The sequence below is a fragment of the Burkholderia sp. Ac-20365 genome (genome assembly GCF_017104715.1).
Taxonomy (GTDB): Bacteria; Pseudomonadota; Gammaproteobacteria; order Burkholderiales; family Burkholderiaceae; genus Paraburkholderia.
Genome location: NZ_JAAGPI010000005.1, coordinates 302,671 through 329,550, shown reverse-complemented (window position 1 = coordinate 329,550; position 26,880 = coordinate 302,671). Strand labels below are relative to the sequence as shown.

The 26,880-nt window shown below is 57.8% G+C and carries 24 protein-coding genes and 1 pseudogene; 13 read left to right on the top strand and 12 right to left on the bottom strand.

The genetic code is table 11. The features are described 5' to 3' along the window. Positions 1-48: 48 nt before the first annotated feature. Together G3O01_RS12600 and G3O01_RS12595 are read left to right on the top strand one after the other, a co-directional pair. Positions 49-1,332 carry an MFS transporter gene (locus G3O01_RS12600; RefSeq protein ID WP_205805176.1) on the top strand — a complete coding sequence of 428 codons (1,284 nt, stop codon included), beginning with the start codon at positions 49-51 and terminating at the stop codon, positions 1,330-1,332. 4 nt (positions 1,333-1,336) lie between these two features. After that, positions 1,337-1,783: a type II 3-dehydroquinate dehydratase gene (locus G3O01_RS12595; RefSeq protein WP_205804993.1), complete on the top strand. Its 447-nt coding sequence runs from the start codon at positions 1,337-1,339 to the stop codon at positions 1,781-1,783. Between the two features lie 75 nt (positions 1,784-1,858). On the opposite strand, the gene G3O01_RS12590 is transcribed toward G3O01_RS12595, so the two are convergent. Together G3O01_RS12590 and G3O01_RS12585 are read right to left on the bottom strand one after the other, a co-directional pair. Next, positions 1,859-3,187 carry a leucine-rich repeat-containing protein kinase family protein gene (locus tag G3O01_RS12590; RefSeq protein WP_346779176.1) on the bottom strand — a complete coding sequence of 443 codons (1,329 nt, stop codon included), beginning with the start codon at positions 3,185-3,187 and terminating at the stop codon, positions 1,859-1,861. Between the two features lie 129 nt (positions 3,188-3,316). Then, positions 3,317-3,808, bottom strand: coding sequence for an Lrp/AsnC family transcriptional regulator (locus tag G3O01_RS12585; protein WP_205804991.1), 492 nt, complete (start codon positions 3,806-3,808; stop codon positions 3,317-3,319). A gap of 240 nt (positions 3,809-4,048) precedes the next feature. Here G3O01_RS12585 and G3O01_RS12580 point away from each other — a divergent pair, with 240 nt between their 5' ends. Then, positions 4,049-5,119 carry an ornithine cyclodeaminase gene (locus tag G3O01_RS12580; protein ID WP_205804990.1) on the top strand — a complete coding sequence of 357 codons (1,071 nt, stop codon included), beginning with the start codon at positions 4,049-4,051 and terminating at the stop codon, positions 5,117-5,119. Positions 5,120-5,134: 15 nt separating this feature from the next. Here the strand turns inward: G3O01_RS12580 and G3O01_RS12575 are convergent, their stop codons facing one another. The 4 genes from G3O01_RS12575 to G3O01_RS45295 form a co-directional block, all read right to left on the bottom strand. Beyond that, on the bottom strand, positions 5,135-6,214 hold the full coding sequence (locus G3O01_RS12575; RefSeq protein WP_205804988.1) for a LacI family DNA-binding transcriptional regulator: 1,080 nt from the start codon (positions 6,212-6,214) through the stop codon (positions 5,135-5,137). A gap of 70 nt (positions 6,215-6,284) precedes the next feature. After that, positions 6,285-7,721 (bottom strand): alpha-glucosidase/alpha-galactosidase, encoded by a 1,437-nt coding sequence (locus G3O01_RS12570; RefSeq protein ID WP_277403025.1) that lies wholly within the window; start codon positions 7,719-7,721, stop codon positions 6,285-6,287. A gap of 49 nt (positions 7,722-7,770) precedes the next feature. Then, complete coding sequence (locus G3O01_RS12565; protein ID WP_241023886.1) at positions 7,771-9,108, bottom strand: sugar ABC transporter substrate-binding protein; 1,338 nt, start codon at positions 9,106-9,108, stop codon at positions 7,771-7,773. 29 nt (positions 9,109-9,137) lie between these two features. Further along, the gene (locus G3O01_RS45295; protein ID WP_241023884.1) at positions 9,138-11,003 is read right to left on the bottom strand and encodes an ABC transporter permease subunit; all 1,866 of its coding nucleotides are present in this window, start codon (positions 11,001-11,003) and stop codon (positions 9,138-9,140) included. Between the two features lie 461 nt (positions 11,004-11,464). Between G3O01_RS45295 and G3O01_RS12555 the strand changes: the two genes are divergently transcribed. The 6 genes and pseudogenes from G3O01_RS12555 (at position 11,465) to G3O01_RS12535 (ending at position 16,741) form a co-directional block, all read left to right on the top strand. After that, entirely contained in the window at positions 11,465-12,205 is a 741-nt protein-coding gene (locus tag G3O01_RS12555) for an enoyl-CoA hydratase/isomerase family protein (RefSeq protein WP_205804987.1), read from the top strand. Between the two features lie 135 nt (positions 12,206-12,340). Next, positions 12,341-12,466 (top strand): annotated as a pseudogene (locus G3O01_RS45290) (porin); the annotation flags it as partial. 317 nt (positions 12,467-12,783) lie between these two features. Beyond that, positions 12,784-13,800: an aldo/keto reductase gene (locus G3O01_RS12550; protein ID WP_205804986.1), complete on the top strand. Its 1,017-nt coding sequence runs from the start codon at positions 12,784-12,786 to the stop codon at positions 13,798-13,800. Positions 13,801-13,809: 9 nt separating this feature from the next. Beyond that, entirely contained in the window at positions 13,810-14,232 is a 423-nt protein-coding gene (locus tag G3O01_RS12545; RefSeq protein WP_205804985.1) for an SRPBCC family protein, read from the top strand. A gap of 221 nt (positions 14,233-14,453) precedes the next feature. Further along, positions 14,454-15,614, top strand: a complete 1,161-nt coding sequence (locus tag G3O01_RS12540; RefSeq protein ID WP_205804984.1) for an NAD-dependent formate dehydrogenase — start codon at positions 14,454-14,456, stop codon at positions 15,612-15,614. Positions 15,615-15,805: 191 nt separating this feature from the next. Next, positions 15,806-16,741: a TIGR03571 family LLM class oxidoreductase gene (locus G3O01_RS12535; RefSeq protein ID WP_205804983.1), complete on the top strand. Its 936-nt coding sequence runs from the start codon at positions 15,806-15,808 to the stop codon at positions 16,739-16,741. A 123-nt stretch (positions 16,742-16,864) separates the two neighbouring features. On the opposite strand, the gene G3O01_RS12530 is transcribed toward G3O01_RS12535, so the two are convergent. Both G3O01_RS12530 and G3O01_RS12525 read right to left on the bottom strand, forming a co-directional pair. Then, positions 16,865-17,161, bottom strand: a complete 297-nt coding sequence (locus tag G3O01_RS12530; protein WP_205804982.1) for a putative quinol monooxygenase — start codon at positions 17,159-17,161, stop codon at positions 16,865-16,867. Further along, positions 17,161-17,838, bottom strand: a complete 678-nt coding sequence (locus G3O01_RS12525; RefSeq protein WP_205804981.1) for a type 1 glutamine amidotransferase domain-containing protein — start codon at positions 17,836-17,838, stop codon at positions 17,161-17,163. Before G3O01_RS12525 ends, G3O01_RS12530 begins: the two co-directional genes overlap by 1 nt. 124 nt (positions 17,839-17,962) lie before the next feature. Between G3O01_RS12525 and G3O01_RS12520 the strand changes: the two genes are divergently transcribed. Further along, the gene (locus tag G3O01_RS12520) at positions 17,963-18,865 is read left to right on the top strand and encodes a LysR family transcriptional regulator (protein WP_205804980.1); all 903 of its coding nucleotides are present in this window, start codon (positions 17,963-17,965) and stop codon (positions 18,863-18,865) included. Positions 18,866-18,891: 26 nt separating this feature from the next. Here G3O01_RS12520 and G3O01_RS12515 read toward each other — a convergent pair whose 3' ends face one another. After that, positions 18,892-19,644 carry a PhnD/SsuA/transferrin family substrate-binding protein gene (locus tag G3O01_RS12515; RefSeq protein WP_205804979.1) on the bottom strand — a complete coding sequence of 251 codons (753 nt, stop codon included), beginning with the start codon at positions 19,642-19,644 and terminating at the stop codon, positions 18,892-18,894. Positions 19,645-19,844: 200 nt separating this feature from the next. Then, positions 19,845-21,452 (bottom strand): methyl-accepting chemotaxis protein, encoded by a 1,608-nt coding sequence (locus G3O01_RS12510; RefSeq protein ID WP_277403024.1) that lies wholly within the window; start codon positions 21,450-21,452, stop codon positions 19,845-19,847. A 294-nt stretch (positions 21,453-21,746) separates the two neighbouring features. On the opposite strand from G3O01_RS12510, the gene G3O01_RS12505 reads away from it, so the two are divergent. The 3 genes from G3O01_RS12505 to G3O01_RS12495 all read left to right on the top strand — a co-directional run bounded on the left by G3O01_RS12505 (position 21,747) and on the right by G3O01_RS12495 (position 24,903). Next, the gene (locus G3O01_RS12505) at positions 21,747-22,658 is read left to right on the top strand and encodes a LysR substrate-binding domain-containing protein (RefSeq protein ID WP_205804975.1); all 912 of its coding nucleotides are present in this window, start codon (positions 21,747-21,749) and stop codon (positions 22,656-22,658) included. Between the two features lie 258 nt (positions 22,659-22,916). Beyond that, entirely contained in the window at positions 22,917-24,125 is a 1,209-nt protein-coding gene (locus tag G3O01_RS12500) for an MFS transporter (RefSeq protein ID WP_241023882.1), read from the top strand. 25 nt (positions 24,126-24,150) lie between these two features. Further along, entirely contained in the window at positions 24,151-24,903 is a 753-nt protein-coding gene (locus G3O01_RS12495; protein WP_277403023.1) for an Asp/Glu racemase, read from the top strand. A 71-nt stretch (positions 24,904-24,974) separates the two neighbouring features. Here G3O01_RS12495 and G3O01_RS12490 read toward each other — a convergent pair whose 3' ends face one another. After that, complete coding sequence (locus G3O01_RS12490) at positions 24,975-25,658, bottom strand: type 1 glutamine amidotransferase domain-containing protein (protein WP_205804973.1); 684 nt, start codon at positions 25,656-25,658, stop codon at positions 24,975-24,977. A gap of 47 nt (positions 25,659-25,705) precedes the next feature. Beyond that, the gene (locus G3O01_RS12485; protein ID WP_205804972.1) at positions 25,706-26,548 is read right to left on the bottom strand and encodes an SDR family oxidoreductase; all 843 of its coding nucleotides are present in this window, start codon (positions 26,546-26,548) and stop codon (positions 25,706-25,708) included. Between the last annotated feature and the right edge of the window lie 332 nt (positions 26,549-26,880).

Here is a 26,880-nt window from a genome sequence, read left to right as displayed (position 1 = left end):
GCTGACCCAGACCTCGCCGAGGCAGAGCGGTCCGCGCAGGCGCACCAGATGGCGCGCCGCGCGGTGGCCGGCGCAACCGTCGGTACCGCGCTCGAATGGTTCGACTTCGCGTTGTATGGCGTCGTCGCGGCCACCGTCTTTCCGAAACTGTTTTTCCCGTCGCTCGACCCAACCGCTTCGCTGCTTGCGTCGCTCGCAAGCTTCTGGGCCGGGCTCGCCGCGCGCCCGCTGGGTGCGGTGATCTGCGGGATGCTCGGCGACCGTTGGGGACGCCGCAAACTGATGTTGATTACCGTCTCGGTGATGGGCGTATCGTCGTTCCTGATGGGCTTGCTGCCCACTTACCACCAGGTCGGGATTCTCGCGCCGACGTTGCTGGTCTTGCTGCGGATCATCCAGGGTTTCGCGCTCGGCGGGGAATCGACTGGCGCACAACTCATGGCGGTTGAGCATGCATCCGCAGCGCGACGCGGTTGGTATTCGGGCCTGCTCGGTATCTGTTCACCGCTCAGCCAGATTCTCGCGAATTTCTCGCTCTTTACGCTCGCGGCCCTGCTTTCGACGGATGACTTCGATGCCTGGGGATGGCGAATTCCGTTTCTCGCCAGCTTCGTTCTTGTGCTGCTGGGCATCTACATCCGCAGGAAGGTAAGCGAAACACCGGCATTCGAGGCGCTCAACAAGAGCGGCGCGCGCGTACGCGCCTCCAATCCGCTCGGCGTCGTGCTGAAGTATCACTGGCGCACTGCCCTTCGTCTGACGCTGTTCTTTTGCGGTCCTGCTGCACTGTTTTATCTGATCGTCGTGTTCTCTCTCAGCTATCTGACCAAACACATCGGTGTGACAAAGCAGACCGGTTTCATGCTGTTGATGATCGCGAATGTCTGCGCCATCGCGGGTGCCCTGGCGGGCGGCTATTTGAGTGATCGGATTGGACGCAAACGCGCGCTGATGATCGGCTCGTTCTGCACGCTGGTCTGCTGCCTGATCTACTTTCCGATTCTCAACCAGAACTCGATTCCCATGACCATGGCCGTCATGGGCGCGTTCCTCGGTTTCACACAGTTCCAGAGCGGCATCCAGCCGGTATGGTTCGCCGAGTCCTTTCCGACCGAGGCACGCTACACCGGGTCCGCGCTGTCGTACTCGGGTGCCAATCTGCTTACCGGCGGCCCGATGCCAATTGTTGCTGTGGCGCTGCTGAATGTCTTTCACGGTTCTCCGTGGGCCATTGTCGCTGTGTGTGGCTCATTGAATCTGCTCTCATTCCTCATGATTGCGATATCCCGGGAAACCAAAGGCACCGCTCTCGAACGCTCCTCTACACATTGAAACCATGACTCGCAAACTCTATATCCTCAATGGCTCGAACCTGAACATGCTGGGCGTAAGAGAGCCTCACATTTACGGCAGTACCACGCTGAAGGACATCGAACAGAACTGTCTGACGCTTGCCGATACCCTCAGGTTCGACTGCGTATTCCGTCAGACCAACAGCGAAAGCGAACTGATTGACTGGATCCAGGAAGCGTTCCTGCAGGATGCCGCGCTGATCATCAATCCGGCGGGCTTTTCGTTCGGTCGGATTTCTGTGCTCGACGCAGTCAAGCTCGTCAAGCGGCCGGTAGTGGAGCTTCATATCACCAACATACACGCGCGCTCGGAAGAGTATCGTCACTCGACGATCTCGGTCGCGGCCACCGCGGTAATCTGTGGTGCAGGTGCAAACGGATATCTGCTGGCGATCCGCGCGATTGACGATTTGTGGGGCGATCAGATCTGAGCGTGTCGCTCACTCAATGAAGTAACGCGGGCTCCTTGATGGAGCCCGCTTCAATTACGGTGCGGCCCGCTCCGCTCAAACGCTCAACGCAGACAGCCGCTCGACAATCGCATCGAACGAAGGCCGCATCTCGACGCGCTCGTCGAAACAGTCTTCGATCAGCGCATGGAACCCGGCGGCGAGATCATCGGCCTCTACGGCCGAACGTTGCGCGAGTTCCTCGAGCAGGCAGCCGAACGCACGCACCTCGATCCGCTCGAGGGCCGACGCCAGCGCGCTATCGCCGATATCGTGAAGGGACGCCGCGCCGAAGTCGCCGAGCAAGACGTGCCCTGCGCCGTCATGCAGGATGTTGTGCGCGTAGAGATCGCCATGCATGATCCCGCGCCGATGCAGATGCTGCGCCGCCGATGCGATCCCGCGCGCGATCTGCAACGCAACCGGCCTGTCGAACAGCACATCGGCCGCATAGACGTCCCGTGTACACGAGTCTAGGCTGGGAGGCCCGGCGAGATTGCCGAACGACGGATGGATCAGCTTCATCACGAGGCCATGCTCGTCGAGCGGATGACCGGTGATCTTGCCGAGCACCGGAATGAGATTCGGGTGCTCGCCGGCTTGCAGACACGCGGCCATTTCGAGCTCCGGCAAACCGTCGCTCGTCACCGCGCCCTTGAAGAGCTTGACGGCGACCGCCTCGAGCGGATGCCCGTCTCTCAGCAGACGCGTCGCGCGATGCGTCACGCCGGATGCGCCCTCCCCGAGCGTTTGTCCAAGCGCAAGCGTATGCCAGTCGATTTCCGGCGCCGGCGCATCGGCGAGTGCGTGCTCGCGCGCGGCGTTCAGTGAATTACCCGCGTAGGCGAGCCACGCGAGACGCGGCAGTTGAAACAGCCAGTCGGGCAAGGCGTCGAGCCGGTTCGCCGAAATACGCAGCAATTCGAGGCGGCTGCACGCGGCCATTGTCTCGGGCAGCGACCGCAGCCGGTTACCGGCAAGCATCAGCTTCTGCAAATTCGGACGCTCGCCGATCTCCGCGGGCAACGTTTCAATGTCGTTATCGGTCAGGATCAGCCAGCGCAATTGGGGCGGCAGCGCGCGCCCCGAGACGTCCCGGATCCGATTCGCCTTGAAACCGACCATGCTCAGCGATTCGCAATCGCCGAGCACGGCCGGCAACTCGGTGAACTGGTTATTCGAAGCGAACAGGATGCGCAGGCGACGCAGCTTCGGCAAGTCATCAGGCAGGGATGTGAGCGCATTGCCCGACAGGTCGAGTACTTCCAGGGTGTCGGCAAGATCGAATATCTCGCGCGGCATTTCGGTCAACCCGCAAGCGAGCTTGAGCTGTCGCGCACCGGCGAGTTGCCCGTCAAGCAGTTCTTCGAGAGTAGCAGTGTTCACGTGTCGAAAGTCGGAAAATGGCAGGAGGTCGCAAACGGTCAGTGCAGCATCGTTTGATCGCCGCTCTTTATCTGGCCTCCATTCTATCGGGCGAACCGCACGATCAAGCATTCCATCAGTCGGCTCGCTTCAAGCCTCATCAGGTATCGGGAATCGCGACGAAAATTTGACCTCGCGGAGCGCGAGGCTCGATTGAATCGACGCGACGCCCGTCTGCTTCCGCAGGACACGCTCAATAAAATCGCCGTAAGCGTCCAGATCAGATGCCACCACCTGAAGCATATAGTCTGCGTCACCGGTGATCTTGTGGCACGACAACACTTCCGGCCGGCTCTGCATAACCGATTCGAAATTGTCAGCGCTCTTGTCGGAGTGGATATGGATGCGAATCTGCACAAAGGCTAACAGGCTCAGGCCAATCGTGCGTCGATCGATGTTGGCTTGATAGCCGGTTACCACGCCTTGATCTTCAAGGTGTTTGCGTCGTCGCCAGCAGGGAGTGACGCTGAGGGAAAGCTTCTCGCCAAGCGCCGCATTGGAGAGCGCCCCGTCATCCTGGAGCAGGCGCAGCATGGACCGATCGACGGAATCGATATTGATTTTTGGGCGATTTGTGCTCATACAGACCCTTCCGTAGATAATCTGTCTATCAGTGTAGGATTTCACGCATCCAAAAGCAAAATCATTGCGACGCCGCATGGGTAGACTGTTCGTTGCTTTCGACGCGGTACTTTCGACGCAGCAGCCAACCAGGCTCACCATCTGCAGCAGCAATCACCGTCTACATCAAGGCGTCGAATCAACTAGAAGTGACCCGAGAATTCCAGCGCGCCCCATCCAAATGAAGCCGGAGTTGTGGACATGACTCGATATATCGATGTAAACGATGTTTCCAGACTTGTCCGCGAAGTAGGTCTCCCGCGAATGATCGCTTCAATGGCGAGCTATATCGAACAGGACTACCGTCGTTGGGACGCGTTCGAGAAGACTGCACGGCTCGCGAGTCATTCAACCTACGGCGTTATTGAACTCACACCGACGTCCGATAGCGGACTCTATTCATTCAAGTACGCCAATGGTCATCCGGGGAACACCCACGCCGATCTGATGACGGTCATGGCGTTTGGCGTGCTGGCCGATGTCGACACAGGCTATCCGCTCCTGCTAAGCGAAATGACATTGACCACTGCGATACGCACAGCGGCGACGTCAGCACTTTTCGCGCGCTTTCTCGCACGCCCGCACTGCCAGTCAATGGCGCTTATCGGTAACGGCGCACAAAGTGAGTTTCAGGCGATCGCATTTCACCATCTCCTCGGCATCAATGAAATTCGCGTGTTCGATATCGATAAAACTGCCAGAGACAAACTGGTTTGCAACCTCGCACATGTGCGTGGTCTGCGTGTGACACCTTGCTCATCGATTGCAGAAGCCGTGCGCGGCGCCGACATCATCACCACCGTGACGGCCGACAAGACCAACGCGACAATCCTGACGCCGGAAATGATCGAGGACGGCATGCATATCAATGCTGTCGGCGGTGACTGTCCGGGAAAAACCGAACTGCACGTGGATATTCTGAGGCGCGCTCGTGTGGTGGTCGAGTACGAGCCACAGACACGTGTAGCAGGCGAAATACAGCAACTCCCGCCGGATTTTCCTGTTGTTGAATTTCAGCGGATCGTGAGAGGTCAGGAAAAGGGACGCGAATCGCAATCGCAGGTTACCGTGTTTGACTCCGTCGGATTTGCCATCGAGGACTTTTCCGCATTACGTTACCTCCATACGATCTCACGCGAACGCGATATCGGCTCTCAGCTTGACCTGATTCCGAACCCGCCCGATCCGAAGGACTTGTACGGACTCGCTATGGACGCCCGTTTGGACAAGCGGCTAAACCCTGAAATCCTCGCTCAGGCTGTTGCCAGTTAGCACTGGCATGACTCTTCATCCGGCCGATGCAGGCGCCGTATGCCCAACCGCGCTACCGCACGACTCGCGAATAATGAGCGGTACGTCCAACAGCGAATGCAGCTCCGCCGGACGCTCTCCCGACATCAAACGTACCAGCAGGGTGGCAGCCTCGCACGCCTGTTCGTAGGGCGATGTCCTCATCGTCGTCAACGGCGGCGCTGCATAAGCGGCCAACGGAATATCGTCATATCCGACGACGGCAATGTCGTCGGGCACGCGCAGGCCGGCCTTGCGTAATGCCGACATTGCACCGAACGCGATGGTGTCATTGCCCGCGAATAGCGCAGTAAATGAAGGTCCGCGCTCAAGCATCGCATTCATTGCATCAAACCCGCTTTGCGCGCTGAAATCGGCGAATCCGATACGCTCGAATTCCGCACCGAGACCGAATTCGCGCATGGCGTCGCGATAGCCGTAAAGTCGTTCCGTGACCCCGTGGTATTCATCGGACGCAAAGCCGAGATAAGCGACCTCGCGATGTCCGAGCGAGAGCAGATGCCGCGTCGCGACGCGAGACGCCTCCCGCATATCGACGTCGATGCTGTAAATGTTCGCGTGCTCGACGAGTTTCGAGCCGAATACCACGAGCGGGAAGCCTTCGGATGCCAGACGCGCGAGATGGACATCGTCCGAGCGTGGCGTGTTGATCGCAATGAGTCCATCGATACGCCGGCTGTCCACCATCTCAAGGAAGCCGCCGCCCGAACGCCCAGTGTCGATGATAGGTTCGAATATCACCTTGTAGCCGTGAGCGTGACAGGTGTCGTTGACGCCCGCCAGCATGCGCGGGATAAACGCATCGACCTTCAGATGCTCGCTATGCGGCGTGACGATCGCGACCGTTCGGGTGGCACCGCTCACGAGCGAGCGCGCTGCGGCATTCGGTACATAGCCCAACTGCCGCGCCGCGCTCAGCACGCGCTCTCGCGTCTCTTCGCTGATGCCCATATGCGGCACGTCGTTGAGCACGAAGGACACAGTCGTGCGCGAGACGCCCGCAAGCTTGGCGACCTGGCTACTCGTGACTCGCGTTGTGGTGGTTTTCGGACTCATTCTAGTTTCCACAACATGGAAATAACATCACACGCGATCAGATCCGCAAACATTGCATGGACCGTCTGCATCAAATGCTGGCTTCCGCGCGCAAGCTCTGCAACAGACTCTCCGGAAGCCAGTCGCGATGCGCGTCGAGCAGATCGTCGACCAGCGCCACAATCTGTTCGACGTCCAGTTCCGCGGCCGTGTGCGGGTCAAGCATCGCCGCGTGATAAACGTGGTCGCGACGTCCAGTCAGCGCCGCCTCCACCGTCAACTCCTGCACGCCGATATTCGTGCGCATCAACGCAGCGAGTTGCGGCGGCAGTGCGCCGATATGCGTCGGACTTACACCATTGCCATCCACCAGACAGGGCACTTCGACGCAACAGCCTTGCGGCAGGTTGTCGATGAGCGCCGTATTGGGCACATTGCCATAGATAACGTTGCGCGTGCCGGATTCTATCGAGTGAATAATCGTCGCGCCGTATTCGACCGAACGCCTGATCGTGCGTAAACCTTCGAAATTTGCCACCGCACCGTCATGACGACTGTCCATAACCTTGAAACCTTGACCGAGCAACGTGGCCCGCAAGACTTCGGGATCTTGCGAACCCGGTTCGCGAAGCTCTCTTTCGATGAAATCCCATGACGCCTCATAAACCTGGCAACGCCCGAGGTATTCATCGAGTGGAATATTGAATCTGTCGAGCAAATCTTCGCGTCCGCGCTTGATGAACCACGGAACATATTCACTAAAGTGTTCACTCGATTCGGTCGGAAAGTACCCGAGCCGATGCAGCATCTCATAGCGGACCCGGTTTCTTTCGGGGACACGCCCTTCGGATCGCACGCGATGCAGCGCGGGATAGAGATCTTCGCCCCTCCGACCGAACTTCAGGAAAAAGGCCATGTGATTGATTCCGGCGCACGTATAGCGGATCTCGTCCAGCGGCACGCCGATGTCCTTCGCAAGTTCAGCGGCCGTGCCCTGCACGCTATGACAAAGCCCAACCGTACGGATCGACGATGCACGGCTCATTGCCCAGCAAAGGATCGCCATTGGATTGACGTAGTTCAGATGCAGGGCATGTGGACACACGCGCTCCATATCGGCGAGCAAATCGAGCATCACCGGTATCGTGCGCAATCCTCGCATGATCCCGCCGATGCCGATCGTGTCGCCTATGGTCTGTTCGAGTCCATATCGCTTTGGAATCTCGAAGTCGATCACAGTAGCCGGCTTATAGCCCCCTACCTGAATCAGATTGAGTACGTAGTCGGCACCATCGAGGGCGCGTATACGATCGGTCGTTGCGACTATCTCGGGACTCGCCTTCAGATGCCCCGCCACCCGGCTCGCAACAAGCGCCGAAAGTTCCAGCCGACGTTCATCGATATCATGCAGGGCGATACTGGCGTTCGCGAGTTCCGGGTAGCCAAGAATGTCGCCGAGCAGATTGCGCGCGAATACGGTGCTGCCCGCTCCGATCAAAGCAATCTTGATGGGCTTTCTCGATGACATCAGGCGATCTCCATAGTATGTTCGTAATCGACCGCAATCACCCGATTCACTAGTGTCGCGTGATCTCGTTGACCTTCACATTGGCATCCTTAAGCGCGGTTGCCGCGTTGGCCTGCCCCAGCAAGATCGACTCGACGGCAGCGTCCATAATCGCGTCGATCTGCGCGCCTCCCTTCGCGATGGGCGGCTGGAACGTCGTTGCTTTCGCCATGTCGAGGAAGGCCTGCGTGTCGATATTGCGTCTGGCATGAGCATCCACCGTCATCCTGTCGAGATCCTTTATGGCAGGAAACACCACGCCGCGCTGCGCGACAATCTTCTGACATGCGGCAGAGCCCAGAAATTTGACCCACTTCCACGACGCTTCCTTGTGCTCGCTGCCGCTCCAGATCGAATCGGCTAACCCGTTGAACATCGTCACGCGCCCGGCCGGACCTTTGGGAAGAACGGCATAACCGACTTCGAATTTCGCGTTCTGCGCATACCAGTTGACCATCCATGAACCGTCGCTCACCATCGCGGTCTTTCCTGCTGCGAACAGCGCAGAACTTCCAAGACGGCTGGCCTCATCGAAGCGCGCGGAATAGCCCTTTTTCGTCAGGTTCACAAACCATTCGAGCGTGCGAGCCAGACGCGGATCGTCGTAGTAGTAGCGCGTGGTCCACGGGCCGTCGTTATATTTGAAGCCCTCGGAGACCGCAAACGTACTCCATTCTGTCTGACCCATCATGCCGCCAGCCCGCGCAATCTGATAACCGCGCACCGCCACGTGCCGCGCATCGAATTGCTTCGAATCGCCGCGATTGCCGTTGGCGTCGACTGTCAGCCTCGCAATTGCTTTTTCGAACGTTCCTCCGTCACGGTCATTCCAGGTCCAGTCCGATATCGAAGCAGGGTCAATGCCGGCATCTTTCAGCATCCGCTTGTTATAGACCAGCGCAACCGTGTCCCAGTCCTTCGGCAACCCATATTGATGGCCATCTCTTGACCAGTTCGTGAGTAGTGCCGGATAGAAACTGTCGGTCGCTAACCGGTCGCGCTGGATGTAGGGAGTGAGATCGACGAGTTGTCCGTTGGTCATCATCTCGGGATACTTCATCAAATGATTGGTGAACACATCGGGCGCCGTGCCCGACACGAACTGCGTCGTAAGCACCGTCCAGTAGTCTACCCACCCGACCTGCGAAATCTTGATATGTATATCCGGGTTCTCTGTCTCGAACTGAGCAGCGCATGCCTGATAAGCGGGCCGTTGATTGGCGTCCCACAGCGCATACCTGATTTCGACCGCACCAGCGTGTGCGAGCAGCGTCGTGGCCATCGCAGCGACCATCGTGGCTATCCGCGTGATCTGATATGACTGGCGATAGCATCGAGAGAACCTCATTTGCATCTCCGCAATAAACACGCCCTAACCTACTTCCCGCCGATCGACTGCACTGACTCGACGACGTAACGCCCGAAGAAAAGCAGCAACGCAAGCATTGGCGCCATCGCCAGACAGGCGGCGGCCATCAGACCGGTCCAGTCTGGCGCACCTTGAGGCGCCTGCGACTTGAACGCCTGCAGAGCGACCGTCAGCACCTGTACATCATCCGCGTTCGCCACGATGAATGGCCAGAAGAATTCGTTCCATGCGTTGACGCCGGACAGAATCGCGACAGTCGCGATGGGTGGCACGCTAACCGGCACGACGATTCGCCAGAAAATCGTCCAGTACGATGCACCGTCGAGACGCGCTGCTTCCTCGAGTTCGCGAGGAATCGACAAAAATGTCTGGCGGAGGTAGAAGACCGCGAATGCCCATACAAGAAGAAACGGCGCGACCATTCCAGCATAGGTATTGAGCCAGCCAAGTTCTTTGACCAGAACGAAGTTGGGAATGAAAAGAATGATGTTCGGCAGCATCAGGGACACGAGAAACAGCGCGAATAGCGGCTCCCGTCCGCGAAAACGCAAGCGCGCGAATGCATAAGCGGCCATGGAACTAAAGACGACCTGCCCCGCGACGACCAACCCTGAAAAGATCACCGAGTTCAGCAGAGATCTCAGGAAATTGGCGTTTGAGCCTGATCCGCCATCGGCGAGAGCGACATCGCTCGACACCCACCCAAGCGCGCGGCGAAAGTTATCCAGTGTGAACACCGGCGGCAACCACGCTCCCATTGATGCGTACAATTCGGCGGATGGCGTAAGCGCCGTTCGCAATACGATCCAGAACGGAATCAAAGTAAATGCAACTAGTACTGCGAGTACACTCCATGCAAGAAAACGCCCTGCTCCAGGGCGTTTTACAGATCGCACCGGCACACCACCTATATGGTTGGATTCACCTGGATCGACGTTGAAAAAAGCAAGGTCCGACTCATTCGCGCGAAACAGGCGCATCTGCGCGGCCGTGTACAACATCATGACGAATAGCAATGCAACAGACATCGCACTCGCGTAGCCCATCTTGTGATACTTGAAAGCGTTCTCGTAGATGTAGTAGACAATCACGCGGGTCGAACCAGCGGGCCCTCCATTTGTAGCCACGGCGATGGTGTCGAATATCTGGAAGGCCCCGGTAATACTTGTCACCAGCACGAATAACATCACGGGCCGCAGTAGAGGCAACGTGATCCGGCGAAACATTTTCCACTCGCTGACACCATCCAGTATTGCGGCCTCATAGAGACTTCGGGGGATACGCTGCATGCCCGCCAGAAACAGTAGCGACACCATGCCTGTGTACCGCCACGTGTTGACGGCCGCGACTGTCGCGAGAGCCTCGACTGGCGAGCTGAAGAATGTGTGAGTGGCCGCGCCGACCGATTGAAGCATTGCATTGATCCAACCAAGCATCGGATCGAGAAGCCACACCCACAACAACGCCACAAGCACGTTCGAAAGAAGAAATGGCAGAAGCACGATCGCGCGAATCACAATCGCCCGGCTCAAGCGGTCCATCAATACCGCCAGTGCCAGTCCGATTGCTGTTTGCATCGGAATGTTGAAAGCGACGTAGTACGCGGATAGCTTGAGTGCGTGCCAGAACTCGCCGTCGGCGAGCATTGCGCGGTAGTTGTCGAAGCCAACATCGCGCGGCGGCGACATCAGGTTCCAGTCGCTCATGCTGATGCCGATCGCCCTCACTGCAGGCACGAGATAGAACACGACAAGACCGATGAGCGAAGGCAGGATCATCAACCAGGCGGTGAACGCCTCTCCGTCGCGCAACCGCGAACCCGTTTGCACCGATGTTATGAGCGACTGAGCGCCGTCGACAGGAGTCGTAGTCATACCAATCTCGCAGTCACCCCGGCTAACACGCGTTAGCTGCGGATTCAAAAAAAGACGCTTTTTCGCGTCTCTATGTGTTTAAAACCAGCCCGCCACCGACCGGACTCCTTTCAGGGTAGGTAATCCGCCTCAAACATTCAAGCGAGGTCACCCATGCGAGCGACCCAAAACAATTCAGCATTTAATTACATCCGGCTGAAGTTCTTAAGCGACCAAATGCCCGATATGTACTCGTACGCAAAATGTTTTATCCCAAGTATCGGGTTCATGAGCCATATCGGCCTCACTTCGATCCATCTCCGCGCACTCTCACTTTCAGATTGAATTTTTACTAACTCGTGTTAGATTGGTTTGTGTCGGTGCGTGTTGGATTGATTCGATTGCGCTGCGTCACGCGTGCAATCTTCAGATGAAACGAGTTCATGTCTCCATGCTCGACGTGTAAATCAATAGAGGAATCTATGAAGCGGCTCGCCTATCGATCTTCCGCCCTTCCCACGAATCTCGACGGTTTTTACGTTGAAATCAGTGCAGCAGGTTCGCGCGCCGATATCGTGCTCGACCGGTCGCCGCTCAACGCCATGTCCATTTCTCAGCATCAGCAGATTCAGGCCGTCATCGAAGCTTTGGATATGGATCCAGCCGTCCACGTCATCGTGCTTCGGAGTTCGGGCGATCACTTTTCCAGCGGTATCGGCAAGGTTGAGTCAGGACATGCCTCGACAGAGAACACATCAATGCTTGCCTTGGCGCTAAGCGCTCCGTCGCGTTGTAGCAAACCAGTCATTGCAGCGAACCGCGGTTACTGCTTCGGTAGTGCTTTTGAGTTGTCGCTGGCATGTGACTTCCGGATTGCCACCGAAACCACGCTCTATGCCCTGCCCGCGCAGCACACCGGTCAAATCCTCGGATTCGATAGCGTAACGCGCCTGCATGGGATGATAGGTACGGGCAGAACCAGGGACATCATCATGCGATCGCGTGTCATAGACGGAATGAAAGCCTATGACTGGGGCATTGCCACCGAATTCGCAGTCGACAATGATCTCGAAGATGTCACTGATGCGTTAGTTAGAGAATTGTTCACATCTTCGCCGTCGGGATCGCGCGCGATGAAAAAGCTCTTGAACGGCGTGGAAGAAACCTCATTCGGTTCAGAGGCTTTCATACCAGCAGGCAACCTGGAGGCCATGTCCGCGTAAAGGGAATAACATCGCATCTGGCATTTGAAGGACAGCGCCCGCCGACAAAATAAATAGAAAATCGCGACGCGCAGCACAGACGTTAGTAACTCTCCAATCACACCGATATTGTCTACCTACCTGCAATAGCAAAACGTGCTGCGTTCTGCAGCCGTAACTGCAGCCTCACTTCTCTCGTGTGCCGCACATGCTCAATCGAGCATGCCACTATATGGCTTCATCGACGAAGGCATTAACTTCACGAGCAATGCTGCGGATCACTCCTTGAAAAGCCACACCCGCCACGCAGCATCAGCTGATACTAAAATCGCACCCATCCATACTCACGTATAGCTATCCTAACGTTATCAAATAGCAGGTAACCGTTTGTAGATCTTGTCCGGTGCTTAGGACGGGAATACATTGAATTACCCAAGCCGTCTTGCTTCCCCACAAGTCTCTGCCAATACGTTTATGTACGTTGAAAGAGGAAAGACGGAAGGGTCTGGTATGTGAATCCGAAATCGCTCGAAGATGTTCGCCGACCTCGGATTCATTACTCAATCGCAATTTGGGTCGACATGATCCGGGAGCCAGTTATGAGTATCAGAAGCAGCTTGCTGAATGGTCCGCTTGGTTTTGGTGGTGCACCACTAGGCAATATGTTCCGCAACATCCCACAAGACGAGGCACTTGGCACGGTAGAGGCAGCATGGCAGCAGGGCGTTCGCTACTTCGATACGGCGCCGTTCTATGGAGCAGGATTGTCTGAATTGCGGGTAGGTGAAGCACTCTCCAGGCACAAGCGCGACGAATACATCCTCAGCACCAAGGTGGGCCGGATCATTCTCGACGAGATGGAAACAGGCAAGCGTGACCTTGGAGAGAAAGGTGGCCTGTTCGAGTTCGGTCGAAAGAACAAGATTCTTTACGACTATACGGAGAGCGGTACGCTGAAGTCTATCGAGGATAGTCTAAAGCGTCTTCAGGTCGATCGACTGGACTTCGTATGGATTCACGATATCGCGCAGGACTTTCACGGCGATGCGTGGATCACACAATTCGACACTGCTCGCAAAGGTGCATTCCCGACGCTTATGCGTTTGCAGGAAGAAGGTGTCATCAAAGGTTGGGGACTCGGTGTCAACCGGGTCGAGCCGATCGAACTGACACTGGGACTGACCGATGCAAAGCCAAACGGAATGCTCGTAGCCGGGCGCTATTCGCTGCTTGATCATGAACTGGCCTTGCAACGTCTGATGCCTGCCGCCGAAGAGAAAAAAGTCGATATCGTGGTTGGTGGCCCATACAGCTCGGGTGTACTCGCGGGCGGCACTCACTTCGAGTATCAGAAAGCGTCGCCCGAGATCCTGGCGAAGGTCGCGGAAATCAATGCGGTATGTGATCGCCACAAGGTGCCCGTCAAAGCGGCGGCACTGCAGTTCGCGCTCGCGCATCCGGCGTCGGCAGCCGTCATTCCGGGCGCCAGCCATCCCTCGCGAATCGCCGAGGATATCGCCGCGTTGAAGTTCTCGATTCCACATGATTTCTGGCACGAAATGCGAAAACTGAACCTCGTGTCACCGCTCGCACCGTTGCCAATTGACCGGAAATAAGGAGGCGTCATGGCTGAAGCATCCACGAGTATTGATATCCCGTTGCCGGCTGATCAGGTATGGCAATTGATCGGTGGCTTTGGTTCGTTACCGGACTGGCTGCCTTACATTCCAAAGAGTGAACTGAGCGAAGGCGGGCGCGTCAGGCACCTGGCAAATCCGAACGGGGAGACGATTGTCGAGAGACTAATCGCATTCGACGACGCAGCCCGCAGTTACAGCTACGCGATCCTGAAGGCACCGTTCCCCGTAAAGGATTATCTCTCGACGTTGAAAGTCATCGAGACGGGGACCAAGGCGAGCCGCGTGGAATGGTCAGGCCGCTTCACACCCACCACCGTGAGCGACAAGGAAGCCTCCAAGCTGTTCCAGGGCATCTACGAAGACGGGTTGAACGCACTCGCGCAGGGAATGGAGAAGAAAGGGAAGTGAGTGTCCCGAACGGTGGCGAACCGGCGTACTCCCTCCTGGTCGAGCTTCAACTCAACCTTCCGGCGTGACCGGATTCGCTCACCGTTCGAACGTGAACATGACACGTCATTCCGCAGCCAGTTCGTTTTAAATTAAATCAAAAAAAATCACTCTCTTAATCTTGCATCGTAGTACGAATCGTATTCAACCTGCTGGTTCCAACTCTTGCAAACGGAGCAGACATGGCCAAGATTCTTTGTGTTCTTTACCCTGACCCGGTAACTGGATATCCACCCGCGTATGTACGCGACGACATCCCGACTATCACTCATTACCCCAATGGGCAAACTGTACCCTCGCCCAATGGTCCACTCGGGTTCAAGCCGGGTGAATTGGTAGGTTGCGTATCTGGAGAGTTGGGGCTGCGCAGCTATCTCGAGAAGAATGGTCACGAACTCGTCGTGACCAGCGACAAGGACGGTGTTGACTCGACCTTCGATAAACATCTGGTTGACGCGGATGTCGTGATTTCGCAGCCGTTCTGGCCTGCGTACCTGACAGCGGAGCGTATCGCAAAGGCGAAGAATCTGAAGCTCGCACTCACCGCGGGTATCGGCTCGGATCACGTGGATCTGAAGGCTGCGGCCGCGCGCGGCATCACCGTCGCTGAAGAGACATTCTCGAACAGCATCAGCGTCGCAGAGCATGTCGTGATGATGGTGCTCGGACTCGTTCGCAATTACCTTCCTGCCCACCAGTACGCGGCAAACGGTGGATGGAACATCGCAGATTGCGTGAGTCGCAGCTATGACGTCGAGGGGATGCATTTCGGTACGCTTGGTGCAGGGCGAATTGGACTCGCGGTACTGCGCCGCCTGAAGCCATTCGATGTCAAGCTGCACTATTACCAGCGCCATCGCCTCCCCTCGGACGTCGAGGCGGAACTCGGCCTGATTCATCACGATACGCCCGAAGATCTCGTCAAGGTCTGCGACATCATCAATCTTCAGATGCCGCTCTACCCTTCGACCGAAGGCTTTTTCAACGAAGAGATGATCGGGCTAGCCAAGCGTGGCTTTTACCTTATCAACACGGCACGAGGCGCGTTGTGCGATCGGGACGCGATAGTAAAGGCTCTGCAATCAGGGCATCTGGCAGGGTATGCGGGCGACGTCTGGTATCCGCAGCCAGCGCCCGTGGACCATCCGTGGCGCACCATGCCGTACAACGGCATGACGCCGCACATGTCGGGCAGTTCGCTGTCGGGACAGGCACGATACGCCGCCGGCACCCTCGAAATCCTTCAATGCTTCTTCGAAGGGAGACCGATCCGGCCAGAGTATCTGATTGTCGATGGCGGGAATCTTGCGGGAACGGGGGCCCGTTCGTACGCATTGACCTGAGCCGGCGTGCACCGTACGAATCTGATCTCGCTCGGTGCAGCGCCTCCTGCATTGCGTCTGGCTGTCGGCTGGACGCAATGCTTTCGACACGAAGCGGCACACAGGTATTTCGGCAAGCTCCAGTCATGACAGCGATCGCGCCGCGACTGACATGCTTCGTCGTTCCATTACCACTTCGAAGGTAGCCCATTATGGACAACGCACTCGATTACCTCGTCTCTGGTGGCTTCAGCCTTGGGGTAGAACTACCGCTCGACAATGACTGGGTGACAGCTTCCCTACATGGAAAACGTCCGGGCATCCCGGATATGAGCCATCACGCGGAACTGGCTCAACTCGTCGACAGGCTAGGCTTCCGTGCCATGTGGGTACGCGACGTACCGCTCTTCGATCCGTCATTCGGCGATGCAGGTCAGACCTACGACGCATTCACCTATTTAGGCTACCTGGCCGCAATCACCCGTCGAATCCTGCTTGGAACGGCGGCCATTGTATTACCGTTGCGTGAACCTTTGCTCACACTCAAGTCGGCTGCAACAATACAAAGACTTAGCAATGACAGAGTGCTTTTAGGTGTAGCAAGCGGTGACCGGCCAGTCGAATACCCTATTTTCCGACGCGAGTACGATCTGCGTGGTGAGAATTTTCGGGAGCAGATTGCGGTGCTGCGAAGCAGCGGTCGCAATTACTTACCTCGCGGAATAGAAGTGTTACCGGAGTTGAACCGCCCGTTGCCGCTTCTGGTCGCAGGTCTCGCGCAGCAGCAACTCTCATGGCTGGGTGAACACATGGATGGTTGCCTCGCCTACCCGGGTACCGCTGATGATCATCGACGCCGCAGCGCCGCGTGGCGTGCGGTAGCTGGAAACAAACCGTATATAAGCGTTCTCCATCTGGATCTTGCTGAGAACCCGTACGAACCACTCGCCCGGCATCGATTTGGCGTCCGCGCGGGGCACGAAGCCTTGATCGCGGAGTTGATGGCGATGCGCGCCGCCGGCGTGCAACACCTCTCACTGCATTTCAGACGGAATCACCGGCCCATTAAGGAAACGCTGCAGGAACTCGGCAGCGAGGTCCTTCCACACTTCCATTCGAACGATCAGACGTTGATGCACTTATCGTAATTCTGGCATCTGTATATGAGATCGACGGATGCAATCAACTCGATCGAGCGCGAGGTCGAGCGCGCTCTGTGCATCCGTCGCACCGGCACTTACGTGCCGGAATCATCCCGCGACACTCGAAGGTCACGCCCGCAGCAATTCGACCTGCCTCGCCGACAGCATCGGAATGATGCGCTCGACAACCAGTTGCTGATAGTGAGGCGAGTTGCGATGCTCGTCGATCGCTGCGCTGTCGCGATAGCGCTCGATCAGCAGTATCACGCCGGGATCGTCGGTGCTACGGAACGCTTCGTAACCAAGACAGCCCGGCTCGGTCAGCGACTTCTCCCGCAGCACCCCGACAAGCCCGAGCACATCCGCCACGCGCCCCTCGGCGACCTGCCAGCGCGCGACGACGACAATCTGCCCGGACGCGTCCATCAGTTGCTCTCCTTAAGGGCAGCGACAATCGCCTCGCCAACCGCGCCGCCCGATGCCGGGTTCTGGCCGGTAATCAGGCGTCCGTCGACAACGACCTTGGCCTGCCAGGGGTCCGTCGAAGCGTACTGGGCGCCCGCCTCGCGCAACGCATCTTCCAGCATGAACGGGACGTCGGCCTTGGCATAACCCTCCTCCTCGGCGTTCGAGAAGGACGTCAGTTGCCGTCCCTTGACGAGCGGCGTACCGTCCTCAAGGTTGACGCCGAGCAGCGCGACCGGACCGTGGCACACGGCGGCGACGATCTTGCCGCCATTCCATGCGCGCTGGACTGCACGCTTGACATCAGGGTCACTGGCGATGTCCACCATCGGCCCGAGGCCGCCCGGGAAGAAGATCGCATCGTAGTCGAGCACATCGACTTCCGACAGCTTCCGGCTGCGCGCCATACGACGGACGGCGGCGCTTTCGCTGAACGTGCGCTGTACGTCATCCTCTGCGTCGTAACCGTCGAACGGCGGGTTGCCGCCCTGCGGCGATGCGTATTCCACCGCGATACCCGCTGCGTCGAGCACCTCGAAGGGGTGCGCCACTTCAGGGTAGTAATAGCCCGTGGCGCGCTTGTTCGGACCAATCTCGGCGGCGTTTGTCAAAATAAACAGTACGTGCTTGACAGTCATGATGAGCTCCTTTCGTTTCCAGTTCCGCGTGTGTTGCGGTTGAATGAACTTTAAGACTTCTCATCAGGCACGAGTAGCCATCGTCATGTTGACGCATTGGCTCAAAAAATTAGACAATCCACGGATGGATACGACAAGCTCGATTCTCGATGAACTGCGCGGAATGGCGATTTTCGCCGCCGTCGTGCGCTGCGGCAGCTTCGCGGCGGCGGCCCGCTCGCTGGGGCTCACGCGCGCCGTGGTTAGCCACCACATTCGCCTGCTCGAAGCCAGCGTGGGCGTGCCGCTCGCGCAGCGCAGCACGCGCAGCTTCAGCCTCACGCCGGCGGGGCAGGCGTTCCGCGTGCATTGCGAACGGATGGTCGACGAGGCTGTCGACGGTCTTCGCAGCATGGCGTTGCTGCGCGACGAACCGCGTGGCGAAGTGCGGCTGACCTGCTCGCATCATTTCGGCACCAGGTGGATTCTGCCCGCGCTGGTTGAATTCCGGCGGCGCTATCCGGCCGTGCGTCTCCACGTCGCGATGTCCGATACCAACGTGGATATCGTGCAGCACGGCGTTGAACTGGCCGTGCGCGCCGGCCCGCTTGCCGATTCGTCGCTGCTTGCGCGTCCCCTGTTGCGCGAAGCCACCATGCTGTGCGCGTCGCCCGCGTATCTGCGCACGCATCGGGCGCCCGCTTCGATCGACGAACTTGCCCAGCACCGCTGGGTGATCTATCCGCCCAACCAGCAGACTACCGTCGTGCGTTCGGACGGCAAGAACATCGAGATTCCCGTGCAGGGAGACGTCGTCACGGACAGCGCCACATCGAGACTCGCTTTCGTGCTCGCGGGCGACGGTATGGCCAGGTTGCCGGCGTATGACGCTGCGTCGCTGATCGCATCCGGCGAGCTCGTGCGTGTCTTGCCGGAAGTCGAGACGGCGCCGCTAGATATCTTTCTGGTCCATTCGAAGCGAATCGGGCCGAGCGCGAAGCTATTGCGAGATTTTCTGCTCGAACATGCGCACGGTAGTAGCGCGTGAGTTGTGCTTCGACTTGCTGACGCTATTCATACTTCATCGTCCGGCAGTTGGCAAAGCTGATGATAAAAGGTCTGGATATCGGCAAAATAAAATGGGCGAAACGCTCCGTAGACATTTTTCCAGTCCGGCATATAGCTCAAGAGATGTTCCCGAAATGTTGTGACGACGTCAGGGCTTAGATCCTTGCGCACGATCAGCACGGCAGGCACGCACGTGTCATATTCGCCGACAACTTTTGTCACCTGTGCATTCCCGGGTGTCATCTTCCATACGTCTTCCAGAATCATTGTTGCGCGAATGGTCCTCGCGACAACAGCATCCACCCGGTCCTGCCATCCAGCAACCTGCATGAGTTCAAAGAAGGTTTCAAGCTTCTTTCCTCTCTCATTCAGTATGATCGCGGGCGGGAAAAAGCTGGAAGAACAGGACCGGTTCAGGTATCCATACGTCGACCCTTCCAGATCGTCCAGGCTATTTGCCGGATCATCGTGACGAACCACGAGAAGCGTTCGTTGCGCGGGCTGACCAGAGAATTTCGACGTTGCGATAACAAGGCCGCGATAGTGCGGATTACCTTTTCTCATCATCACGCAGAAACCCGCGCCCGGAACATACGCCATATCCGGGACGCCCTCCGCGAGCAGCTGGTTCATCTTTGGAATGTCCGTCGTCGCCTCGGCGTTCATGCCTGCCTCGGAGAGGAGGCTTGTCCAAGGTTCATCGGTGACGGGGAAATCCAGATTCTTATTCAGAAGAAATGTCAGATTCTGATTTTCCATGAGTACCGCCTTCTCGACATGAGGACATAAGACCGACACGTAGCGCGACCTGATAAGCAAAGGGACATTGCATTTCACGCCGACACGGTGTCTTCCGCCCGGATCAGGGACTTGTCATCTTATGCTCATCGACAAAGCGGGGATCGCGAAAAATACCGGCGTTTTGTCGAAGCCCACGATCTGGCCGTCCCTCAAGTCCGTTACGCTGGCAGACGGAATGCCGACACGGAGTACTGCAACTGCCGCGTCTGATCTTCGAGGGCTTGCGCGGCTGCCGCAACCTGCTCGACAAGGGCCGCATTTTGCTGGGTAACCTCGTCGATCTGCGAGACGGCCTGTGTAATCTCACCAATGTTCGACGATTGCTCCCGCGATGCCTTCGCTATCTCTCCGACAAACTCCGTCACGCGGCGCACATCGGAGAACATATTGGACATGCTGCCGCCTGCCTTCGACACCAGTTCGGAGCCTTCGCGAACCAGTTGGCCCGAGGATTCGATCAAGTCCTTGATTTCTTTGGCCGCACTCGATGAACGTTGCGCCAGGGTGCGCACTTCCCCCGCAACCACCGCGAACCCCTTGCCCTGCTCGCCCGCCCGCGCGGCTTCGACCGCCGCGTTGAGCGCGAGAATGTTCGTCTGGAATGCGATGCCTTCTATGATGGCGATGATGTCTGCCATGCTCTCGGAGCGCACGCGTATATCCGCCATGATGGTCGTTACGCCGCGCATCGTCTGCTGACCATTCTCAGCGGACGTCATGGCGATATTCGCCACCTGGCTTGCCTCGTGCGCGCTGTCGGCATTGAGCTTCACGCCACCCGATATCTCGCCCATGCCCGCGGCCGTCTCCTGCAGGGAGGCGGCCTGCTCTTCCGTGCGCGCGGAGAGATTGGTGTTCCCGGCCGAGATCTCACGTGCTGCGACCTCAATGGCCTCGCTGCCGCTACGTACCGCCTTGACGGTCTCGACCAGACCCTGACGCATGTCTTCCAGACCTTGCAGCAAGAGCCCCATCTCGTCGCGCGATTTCATTTCAATCCGTTGCGACAGATCGCCGCGCGCCACCTTACCGATCTGCTCGAGTGCCGCATTCAACGGCGCACCGATTGCGCGCCTGATGTTGACGTATGCCAGCAACGCCGAGCCAAGGCCGGCAACCAACGCGAGAACGGTCACGACCCGAAATGTCGAAAATACACTCTCCGAATGCTGATATTCATTCGACGTCGATTGCGTGCGGTAGTCGTTGAGTTGATCGCAACTCTTCTGAAACTCCACGAACATCCGAAAGCCGGCGTCCGATATGTCGATGGTTTGTTGTTTATCTTTGGCTGCAATAGCCGCCGCGAGCTTATCGTAGATCTCTTCCACAGCTGTCATCTTCGACGCAACCGCATCAGCAAGCTGACTCTCTTCTGATGATTTCGGCAGTGACGCATAGCGTCCCCACGAATCATGCGCGTGCGTCTTCATCTGCCCAGCCAGGCCCAGCAGACTTGTCACCTTCTGTTCATCGTCGAGCAGCATCGCGCGATCCAGCGTCACGCGTTGCCGCAACACATACGTCATCGTGTCACCAATCGCGATGGCGCCGGGCAAGCGCTCGCCATAGCTGACACGCCCGACTTCATTGCTCGACGTCATGCCGACGAGACCAAGCACGCCGACAACCAGAAGAAGAAAAGACAGCACAGTCATTGCAATGGCAATGCGGGTTTTGATCGAAAAACTTGCAATCACGAACGCTTGAACCCAAGGACAAGAGGTATGGCGCGACCATGCAACGGTGAAACACCGCACCGGCATGTCCGCAGACGGAGAAACGCGGACGGTATGCTAGGAAAGCCGAAAGGGTCTGTACATTAACAATCGATTAACCCGCCATCACCAAACGCGATGGCACACGCGCCCCTTTTTACGGCCGGAGCCAGGGTAATCCCCCCGCTCTGCACCGACTGGCAGGCTTCCAGCAAAAATCGACACCTTGCGGCACACTACCGTTTTCCATTCGTGGACAAGCGCGGCAACCGGAAGCCATGCAAGCACTGCTCATACATGACGCCAGTCATTACCCAGTCCGGCGGGGACGGAGATAAACGCGTGAAGCTCGATCCCCTGTCGCTCAAACTCTTTGTACGCGTGGTTGAAGAAGGCACGATCGCGAGCGCGGCGGAACTGGAACACATTGCTGCACCCGCAGTCAGCAAGCGGCTTAGAGAGCTCGAAGAGCTGTTCGGCACGCCGCTGATCACACGCACGAACAAAGGCATCAGCCCGACGGCGGCGGGCGCCAGACTGTCAGTGCTCGCGCGCGACGTACTCGACGATATGCGCAATATCGTCCTGCAAATGAAGGCTTATTCGGACGGCCTGCGCGGGTCGGTGCGCGTGCTCGTGAATATCTCGGCAATTTCCACCTTTATGCCGCCGATCGTCAGATCGTTCAGCGAACGCTATCCCGACATCAACATTTCCCTGATTGAGCGCGACAGTCTCGCGATTACCGAGAGCGTCGCCGAAAACATCGCGGAGATCGGTGTATTCACTCGCCTGCCGCATAGCGCGGCGATCGAAGTCCATCCGTTCCGCACCGACGAACTCAAGGTTCTGGTTCCCGCGCACCACCCGCTGGCCAATCGCCGCCGGGTCGGATACGCGGAAACGCTCGCGTACGAATATGTCGTTCTGCGGCCCGGCACGCACCTGCATTTCCAGATGCTGACGGCGGCAAGCGCGGCGGGCAGACCGCTGCGCGCAAAGGTTGAAGTGTCGTCGTACGACGCCTTGTGCCGCATGGTCCAGGTGGGACTGGGCATCGGCATTCTGCCTGCTGGCAACGCCGAACTGTACCGGCTGCCGGGTACGCGAACATTGAAGCTGGACGAGCCGTGGGCGACCCGCGAACTGGTGGTCGGCGTGCGTCGCCGCGACGCGCTTTCTCCCGTCGCACGCCTGTTCTTCGACTACCTCCTCGCACGCGACGAAGCTTCGGAGCCAATCGCGCTGCCATAACGATCCGCGATGGCAGGCTCGTCAATCGCTTGTATACAGCGCCTGGCGTGCTCCATAGCATGCAAGTTATCGAAGCGCCCGCACACGGCGGCCGCGCCTTCGCGATTCTGAATCAACACGGCCAGCACGGTCGTCAATGGATTAAAAATGAATAGCACTGGAGCAGTGGAGACAACACGGACGGCGCACAGCGCTGCCTCAAACCAGATGTCGCGCGCACAACGCTACGCTACCCTTGGCGGTTCCTGGGGAGCGTGGTTGTTCGATGCACTCGATGCAACCATATTCGGCTTTGTCATTCTCGCCGTTTCGCACACGTTCTCGGCGACGCTCTCCGACGTCGTGTCCACTGTTGCGTGGTTCCTGCTCGCAACAGGCATCGGCGGATTCTTCCTCGGAAATATTTCGGACAAGATCGGGCGCAAACGCACGCTGTTGATCTCCGTGCTGATCTACGCAACGGGCACCCTGTTGTGCGGATTCGCTCATGGCATCGCCGAACTCAATCTGTACCGCTTTGCCGTGGGAATCGGCGTAGGTGGACTCTGGTCCGCCGCTGTCGCGCTGATCGGTGAAATCTGGGAACCGTCCGGCCGCGCGAAGGCCATTGCCGTCCTGCAAACGGGCTGGTCCGGCGGCAGCCTGCTGGCTGCGATCTTCGCGTGGGTGCTGCTCGATGCGTCGAACCCGGATTCATGGCGGCGCCTGTTCATCCTGTCGAGCGTGCCGGCGTACTGCATCGCGGTCTTTATCCTGCTGTTCGTCAAGGAATCACCCGTCTGGCTCGCGAATCGTGAGTTCCTGAAGCGCAATGCCAGCAAGGGCAACCTGTTGCAGATTTTCAGGCCAGAGTATCGGCGCACGACGCTGCTCGCGCTGACCATTTCGATCCTCGGCATGTACGGGTACTGGATCATCACGACGTTTTCGCCTACGTATCTGCAGAGCATCCTGCATGTGCGCATCGACCAGGCGCCTGTTTTTCTCGTATGGACGGGGATCGGCGCGACGCTGGGTTATCTCGCCTACGGCTGGCTGGCTGAACGGTTCGGACGGCGAGCGGCATTTGCAGGCTTTTTCATCGGCATCGCGATTGCTGTACCCGCTTTCGCCTATGGCGCAACGATGATCCCGTTGACCAATGGCAAGTTCGAATTCAACTTTCAGAACGTCGTGCTGATTGGCGTGCTTTCGGCCGTGCTCGGCTTTTTCACCGGCTACTTCAGCGGTTTCGGCGCATGGTACGCGGAACTCTTCCCGACCAGTATCCGTTCGACAGCCGCTGGCTTCTGTTTCAACTTCGGGCGTGTCGGTGCAATTGCAGGAATCAAGCTCGTGCCCGCGCTGATTCCGCTGATCGGCTTCACCATGACCTATTGCATCGCTTCCATTGCCTATATCGCAGCCGCGATTCTCGTCTTTACGCTGCGGGAAACGCAAGGCGTCCAACTCACAAGCGGAAACTGATTTATCCACTCTTACCTGACAGATCATGAAGACCTATCGAATCGGCCAGATCGTTCCAAGCTCGAATACGACGATGGAAACGGAAATTCCGGCCATGTTGACCTCGCGTTATGAACTGTTCCCTGACGAGCGCTTTACCTTCCACTCGGCACGGATGCGCATGATGCACGTGACGCCGGAAGAACTGAAGAAGATGGACGTCGACAGCGACCGCTGCGCGCTCGAACTCAGCGACGCGCGTTGTGATGTGCTCGCTTACGCATGCCTCGTCGCGATCATGTGCCAGGGCGCGGGCTACCACCGCGTGTCGGAATCGCGCCTGAAGCAGACGGTCGAATCCAATAACGCACCCACACCCATCATCAGTTCCGCTGGCGCGCTGGTGGAAGGCGTGAAGACGATGGGCTTCAAGCGCGTCGCGATCATCACACCGTATATGAAGCCGCTGACGCAGCAGGTGGTCGACTACATCCAGAGCGAAGACATTGAAGTCACGGATTCGATGAGCCTGGAAGTGTCGGACAACCTCGCTGTTGGCCGCCTCGACCCGATGAATCTGCTCGGTCACGCAGACCGCCTCGACATCAGCAAGGCAGATGCCGTCGTCCTGTCGGCCTGCGTGCAGATGCCGTCGCTGCCGGCGATCCAGGCCGTCGAAGACCGTCTTGGCAAGCCCGTGCTGTCGGCCGCAACGTCGACCGTGTATCGCATCCTCAAGACGCTGGGTCTCGAAGCGCGCGTGCCTAACGCAGGCGCGCTGTTGTCGGGCAAGTACTGAGCAGCACTTCGAATCGCCGTGGACAGCCCGCCTCGTTGGCGGGCTGTATCAGACGCGATGGTTGAACAGTCTTATTTCCTGTTCAACTTCTCCAGCAGCGCTTTGGCACCCGGTCCTGACGACGCCGGATTCTGCCCCGTAATCAGCAATCCATCTTCAAGCACATAGGGCTGCCAGTCGGGGCCTTTGCTAAAGATCCCGCCCTTCGCCTTGAGTTCGTCCTCGACAAGAAACGGCACCACTTTCGTGAGCCCGACGCCTTCTTCCTCGCTATTCGAGAACCCCGTCACCTTCTTGCCCTTGACCAGATACTCGCCGTCGGGACCCTTCACATGGCGCAACGCACCGGGCGCATGACACACGAGCGCGACCGGCTTGCCCGCCGCAACCATGCTCTCCAGGAAACGCGCGGAATCAGGATCTTCAGCGAGATCCCACATCGGACCATGTCCGCCTGGATAGAAGACGGAATCGAAACCGTCTTGCGTGACGTCAGCGAGTTTCCCCGTATTTGCCAAAACAGCATTCGCTTCAGCATCGGCTTCAAAACGGCGCGTCAGATCCGTCTGGAATGAAGGCTCGTTGCTTTTCGGATCCAACGGCGGCTGGCCGCCCTTTGGCGACACGAGGACCATCTCTACGCCAGCATCCTTGAACACATAGTAGGGCGCGGCCAGTTCTTCCAGCCAGAAACCCGTTTTGCGACCCGTGTTGCCCAGTTGGTCGTGCGAGGTCAAAACGATCAGAATCTTCATGCCTATCTCCTTTGCTCTTTGAGCATCGTAAGTCGGGTAATCGGACTTCAGACGGGGATATCCGCAGAGGCGTTGGGATAACGGGGATACCAGTTGTTTTTCGCACCGAGCGTGCGCACATCGAACTCGACGTCACCCTCGTAGCGCGGCGCATATTTGCTGAAGGCCGCTTCAATCTCGTTCCAGCGCGCCTTGATCCGCACCATATTGAATGCGTGCGACACGATGTAGAACTCGCCGGCCTTGATCTGCTTCATGACCAATGCGGCGTAGGTATCGGTATCCATGCCTTCCTGCGTTTCTTTCGCCAGTTCGGACAGCACCAGGCCCGGGCAAATCAGCGCGACGTCGATGTGTTTGGGCAGTTCTTCCCGAAGCGCAACCGTCATTGCGAGCACTGCGTGCTTGCTGAGAACGTACCCCGCGCCTTCCGGAATGGCATTGAAGAAAGAGTTCTCTGAACCAACATTGTAGATCGCCGCCGGCGTACCCTGTTCGATAAAGCGACGCCCAAAAATAGACACGCCGTTCCACACACCAAACAGGTTCACTGCAAGCACGCTTTGCACGTCCTCCGGCCTGGAATCGATCACCGTCGAAGGAATTGGTCCGACGCCCGCATTGTTCACGATCACGTCGACACGCCCATATTTCTCCCACGCGAACCCGGCGAGCGCCTCGACCTGCGCGCGATCGGTCACGTCGCATTCCGTGATCTCGACCTGTTCAGCGATCGAAGACAGCGCCTTTGCGGCCTCTTCCAGCCGGTTCTTCTGAATGCCCGCGATAACGAGCCGCGCGCCTTGCTGCGCAAACTGTTTCGCGAGCGCAAAGCCGATGCCCGTTGCGCCTCCCGTGATGACAACCACCTTGCCGTTGAAGTCTTGCATAGCGTGTCCTTTGAGATCAAGCGGACAATACGCGCACGCACTGCCGCGGTATTCACAGAATCGATCGATGTGCGATACGCCGCCGTTGCGCGACGCAATGACTCGACATCTCACCGAGGCCACAGTCAATTGAAAGCTGGGCTGACATTCATTCTGGGCGATGAAACGGTTCTCCGGTTTCAAGAAACACTGTTATTTACCGTTTCGAACATGGCTCTTTCAAATTAGTCATGTTCGATTTTCTATTCTCATCGGTTGCGAGAACGCACGGACATCGGTTCCTGACCTCTGATCGCCTGTAGGCTTCATGAAACAGATGGTGCGAAGAAAGC

What these genes read in the sequence shown, in the direction of transcription:
- G3O01_RS12515 (WP_205804979.1), bottom strand. Translation starts at nt 19,644, where the DNA reads ATGGAAAATCAGAATCTGACATTTCTTCTGAATAAGAATCTGGATTTC.
- G3O01_RS12585 (WP_205804991.1), bottom strand. Translation starts at nt 3,808, where the DNA reads ATGAGCACAAATCGCCCAAAAATCAATATCGATTCCGTCGATCGGTCC.
- G3O01_RS12495 (WP_277403023.1), top strand. Translation starts at nt 24,151, where the DNA reads ATGAAGACCTATCGAATCGGCCAGATCGTTCCAAGCTCGAATACGACG.
- G3O01_RS12545 (WP_205804985.1), top strand. Translation starts at nt 13,810, where the DNA reads ATGGCTGAAGCATCCACGAGTATTGATATCCCGTTGCCGGCTGATCAG.
- G3O01_RS12570 (WP_277403025.1), bottom strand. Translation starts at nt 7,721, where the DNA reads ATGTCATCGAGAAAGCCCATCAAGATTGCTTTGATCGGAGCGGGCAGC.
- G3O01_RS12600 (WP_205805176.1), top strand. Translation starts at nt 49, where the DNA reads ATGGCGCGCCGCGCGGTGGCCGGCGCAACCGTCGGTACCGCGCTCGAA.
- G3O01_RS12490 (WP_205804973.1), bottom strand. Translation starts at nt 25,658, where the DNA reads ATGAAGATTCTGATCGTTTTGACCTCGCACGACCAACTGGGCAACACG.
- G3O01_RS12580 (WP_205804990.1), top strand. Translation starts at nt 4,049, where the DNA reads ATGACTCGATATATCGATGTAAACGATGTTTCCAGACTTGTCCGCGAA.
- G3O01_RS12595 (WP_205804993.1), top strand. Translation starts at nt 1,337, where the DNA reads ATGACTCGCAAACTCTATATCCTCAATGGCTCGAACCTGAACATGCTG.
- G3O01_RS12525 (WP_205804981.1), bottom strand. Translation starts at nt 17,838, where the DNA reads ATGACTGTCAAGCACGTACTGTTTATTTTGACAAACGCCGCCGAGATT.
- G3O01_RS45295 (WP_241023884.1), bottom strand. Translation starts at nt 11,003, where the DNA reads ATGACTACGACTCCTGTCGACGGCGCTCAGTCGCTCATAACATCGGTG.
- G3O01_RS12535 (WP_205804983.1), top strand. Translation starts at nt 15,806, where the DNA reads ATGGACAACGCACTCGATTACCTCGTCTCTGGTGGCTTCAGCCTTGGG.
- G3O01_RS12550 (WP_205804986.1), top strand. Translation starts at nt 12,784, where the DNA reads ATGAGTATCAGAAGCAGCTTGCTGAATGGTCCGCTTGGTTTTGGTGGT.
- G3O01_RS12510 (WP_277403024.1), bottom strand. Translation starts at nt 21,452, where the DNA reads ATGCCGGTGCGGTGTTTCACCGTTGCATGGTCGCGCCATACCTCTTGT.
- G3O01_RS12555 (WP_205804987.1), top strand. Translation starts at nt 11,465, where the DNA reads ATGAAGCGGCTCGCCTATCGATCTTCCGCCCTTCCCACGAATCTCGAC.
- G3O01_RS12530 (WP_205804982.1), bottom strand. Translation starts at nt 17,161, where the DNA reads ATGGACGCGTCCGGGCAGATTGTCGTCGTCGCGCGCTGGCAGGTCGCC.
- G3O01_RS12540 (WP_205804984.1), top strand. Translation starts at nt 14,454, where the DNA reads ATGGCCAAGATTCTTTGTGTTCTTTACCCTGACCCGGTAACTGGATAT.
- G3O01_RS12485 (WP_205804972.1), bottom strand. Translation starts at nt 26,548, where the DNA reads ATGCAAGACTTCAACGGCAAGGTGGTTGTCATCACGGGAGGCGCAACG.
- G3O01_RS12565 (WP_241023886.1), bottom strand. Translation starts at nt 9,108, where the DNA reads ATGAGGTTCTCTCGATGCTATCGCCAGTCATATCAGATCACGCGGATA.
- G3O01_RS12575 (WP_205804988.1), bottom strand. Translation starts at nt 6,214, where the DNA reads ATGAGTCCGAAAACCACCACAACGCGAGTCACGAGTAGCCAGGTCGCC.
- G3O01_RS12520 (WP_205804980.1), top strand. Translation starts at nt 17,963, where the DNA reads ATGGATACGACAAGCTCGATTCTCGATGAACTGCGCGGAATGGCGATT.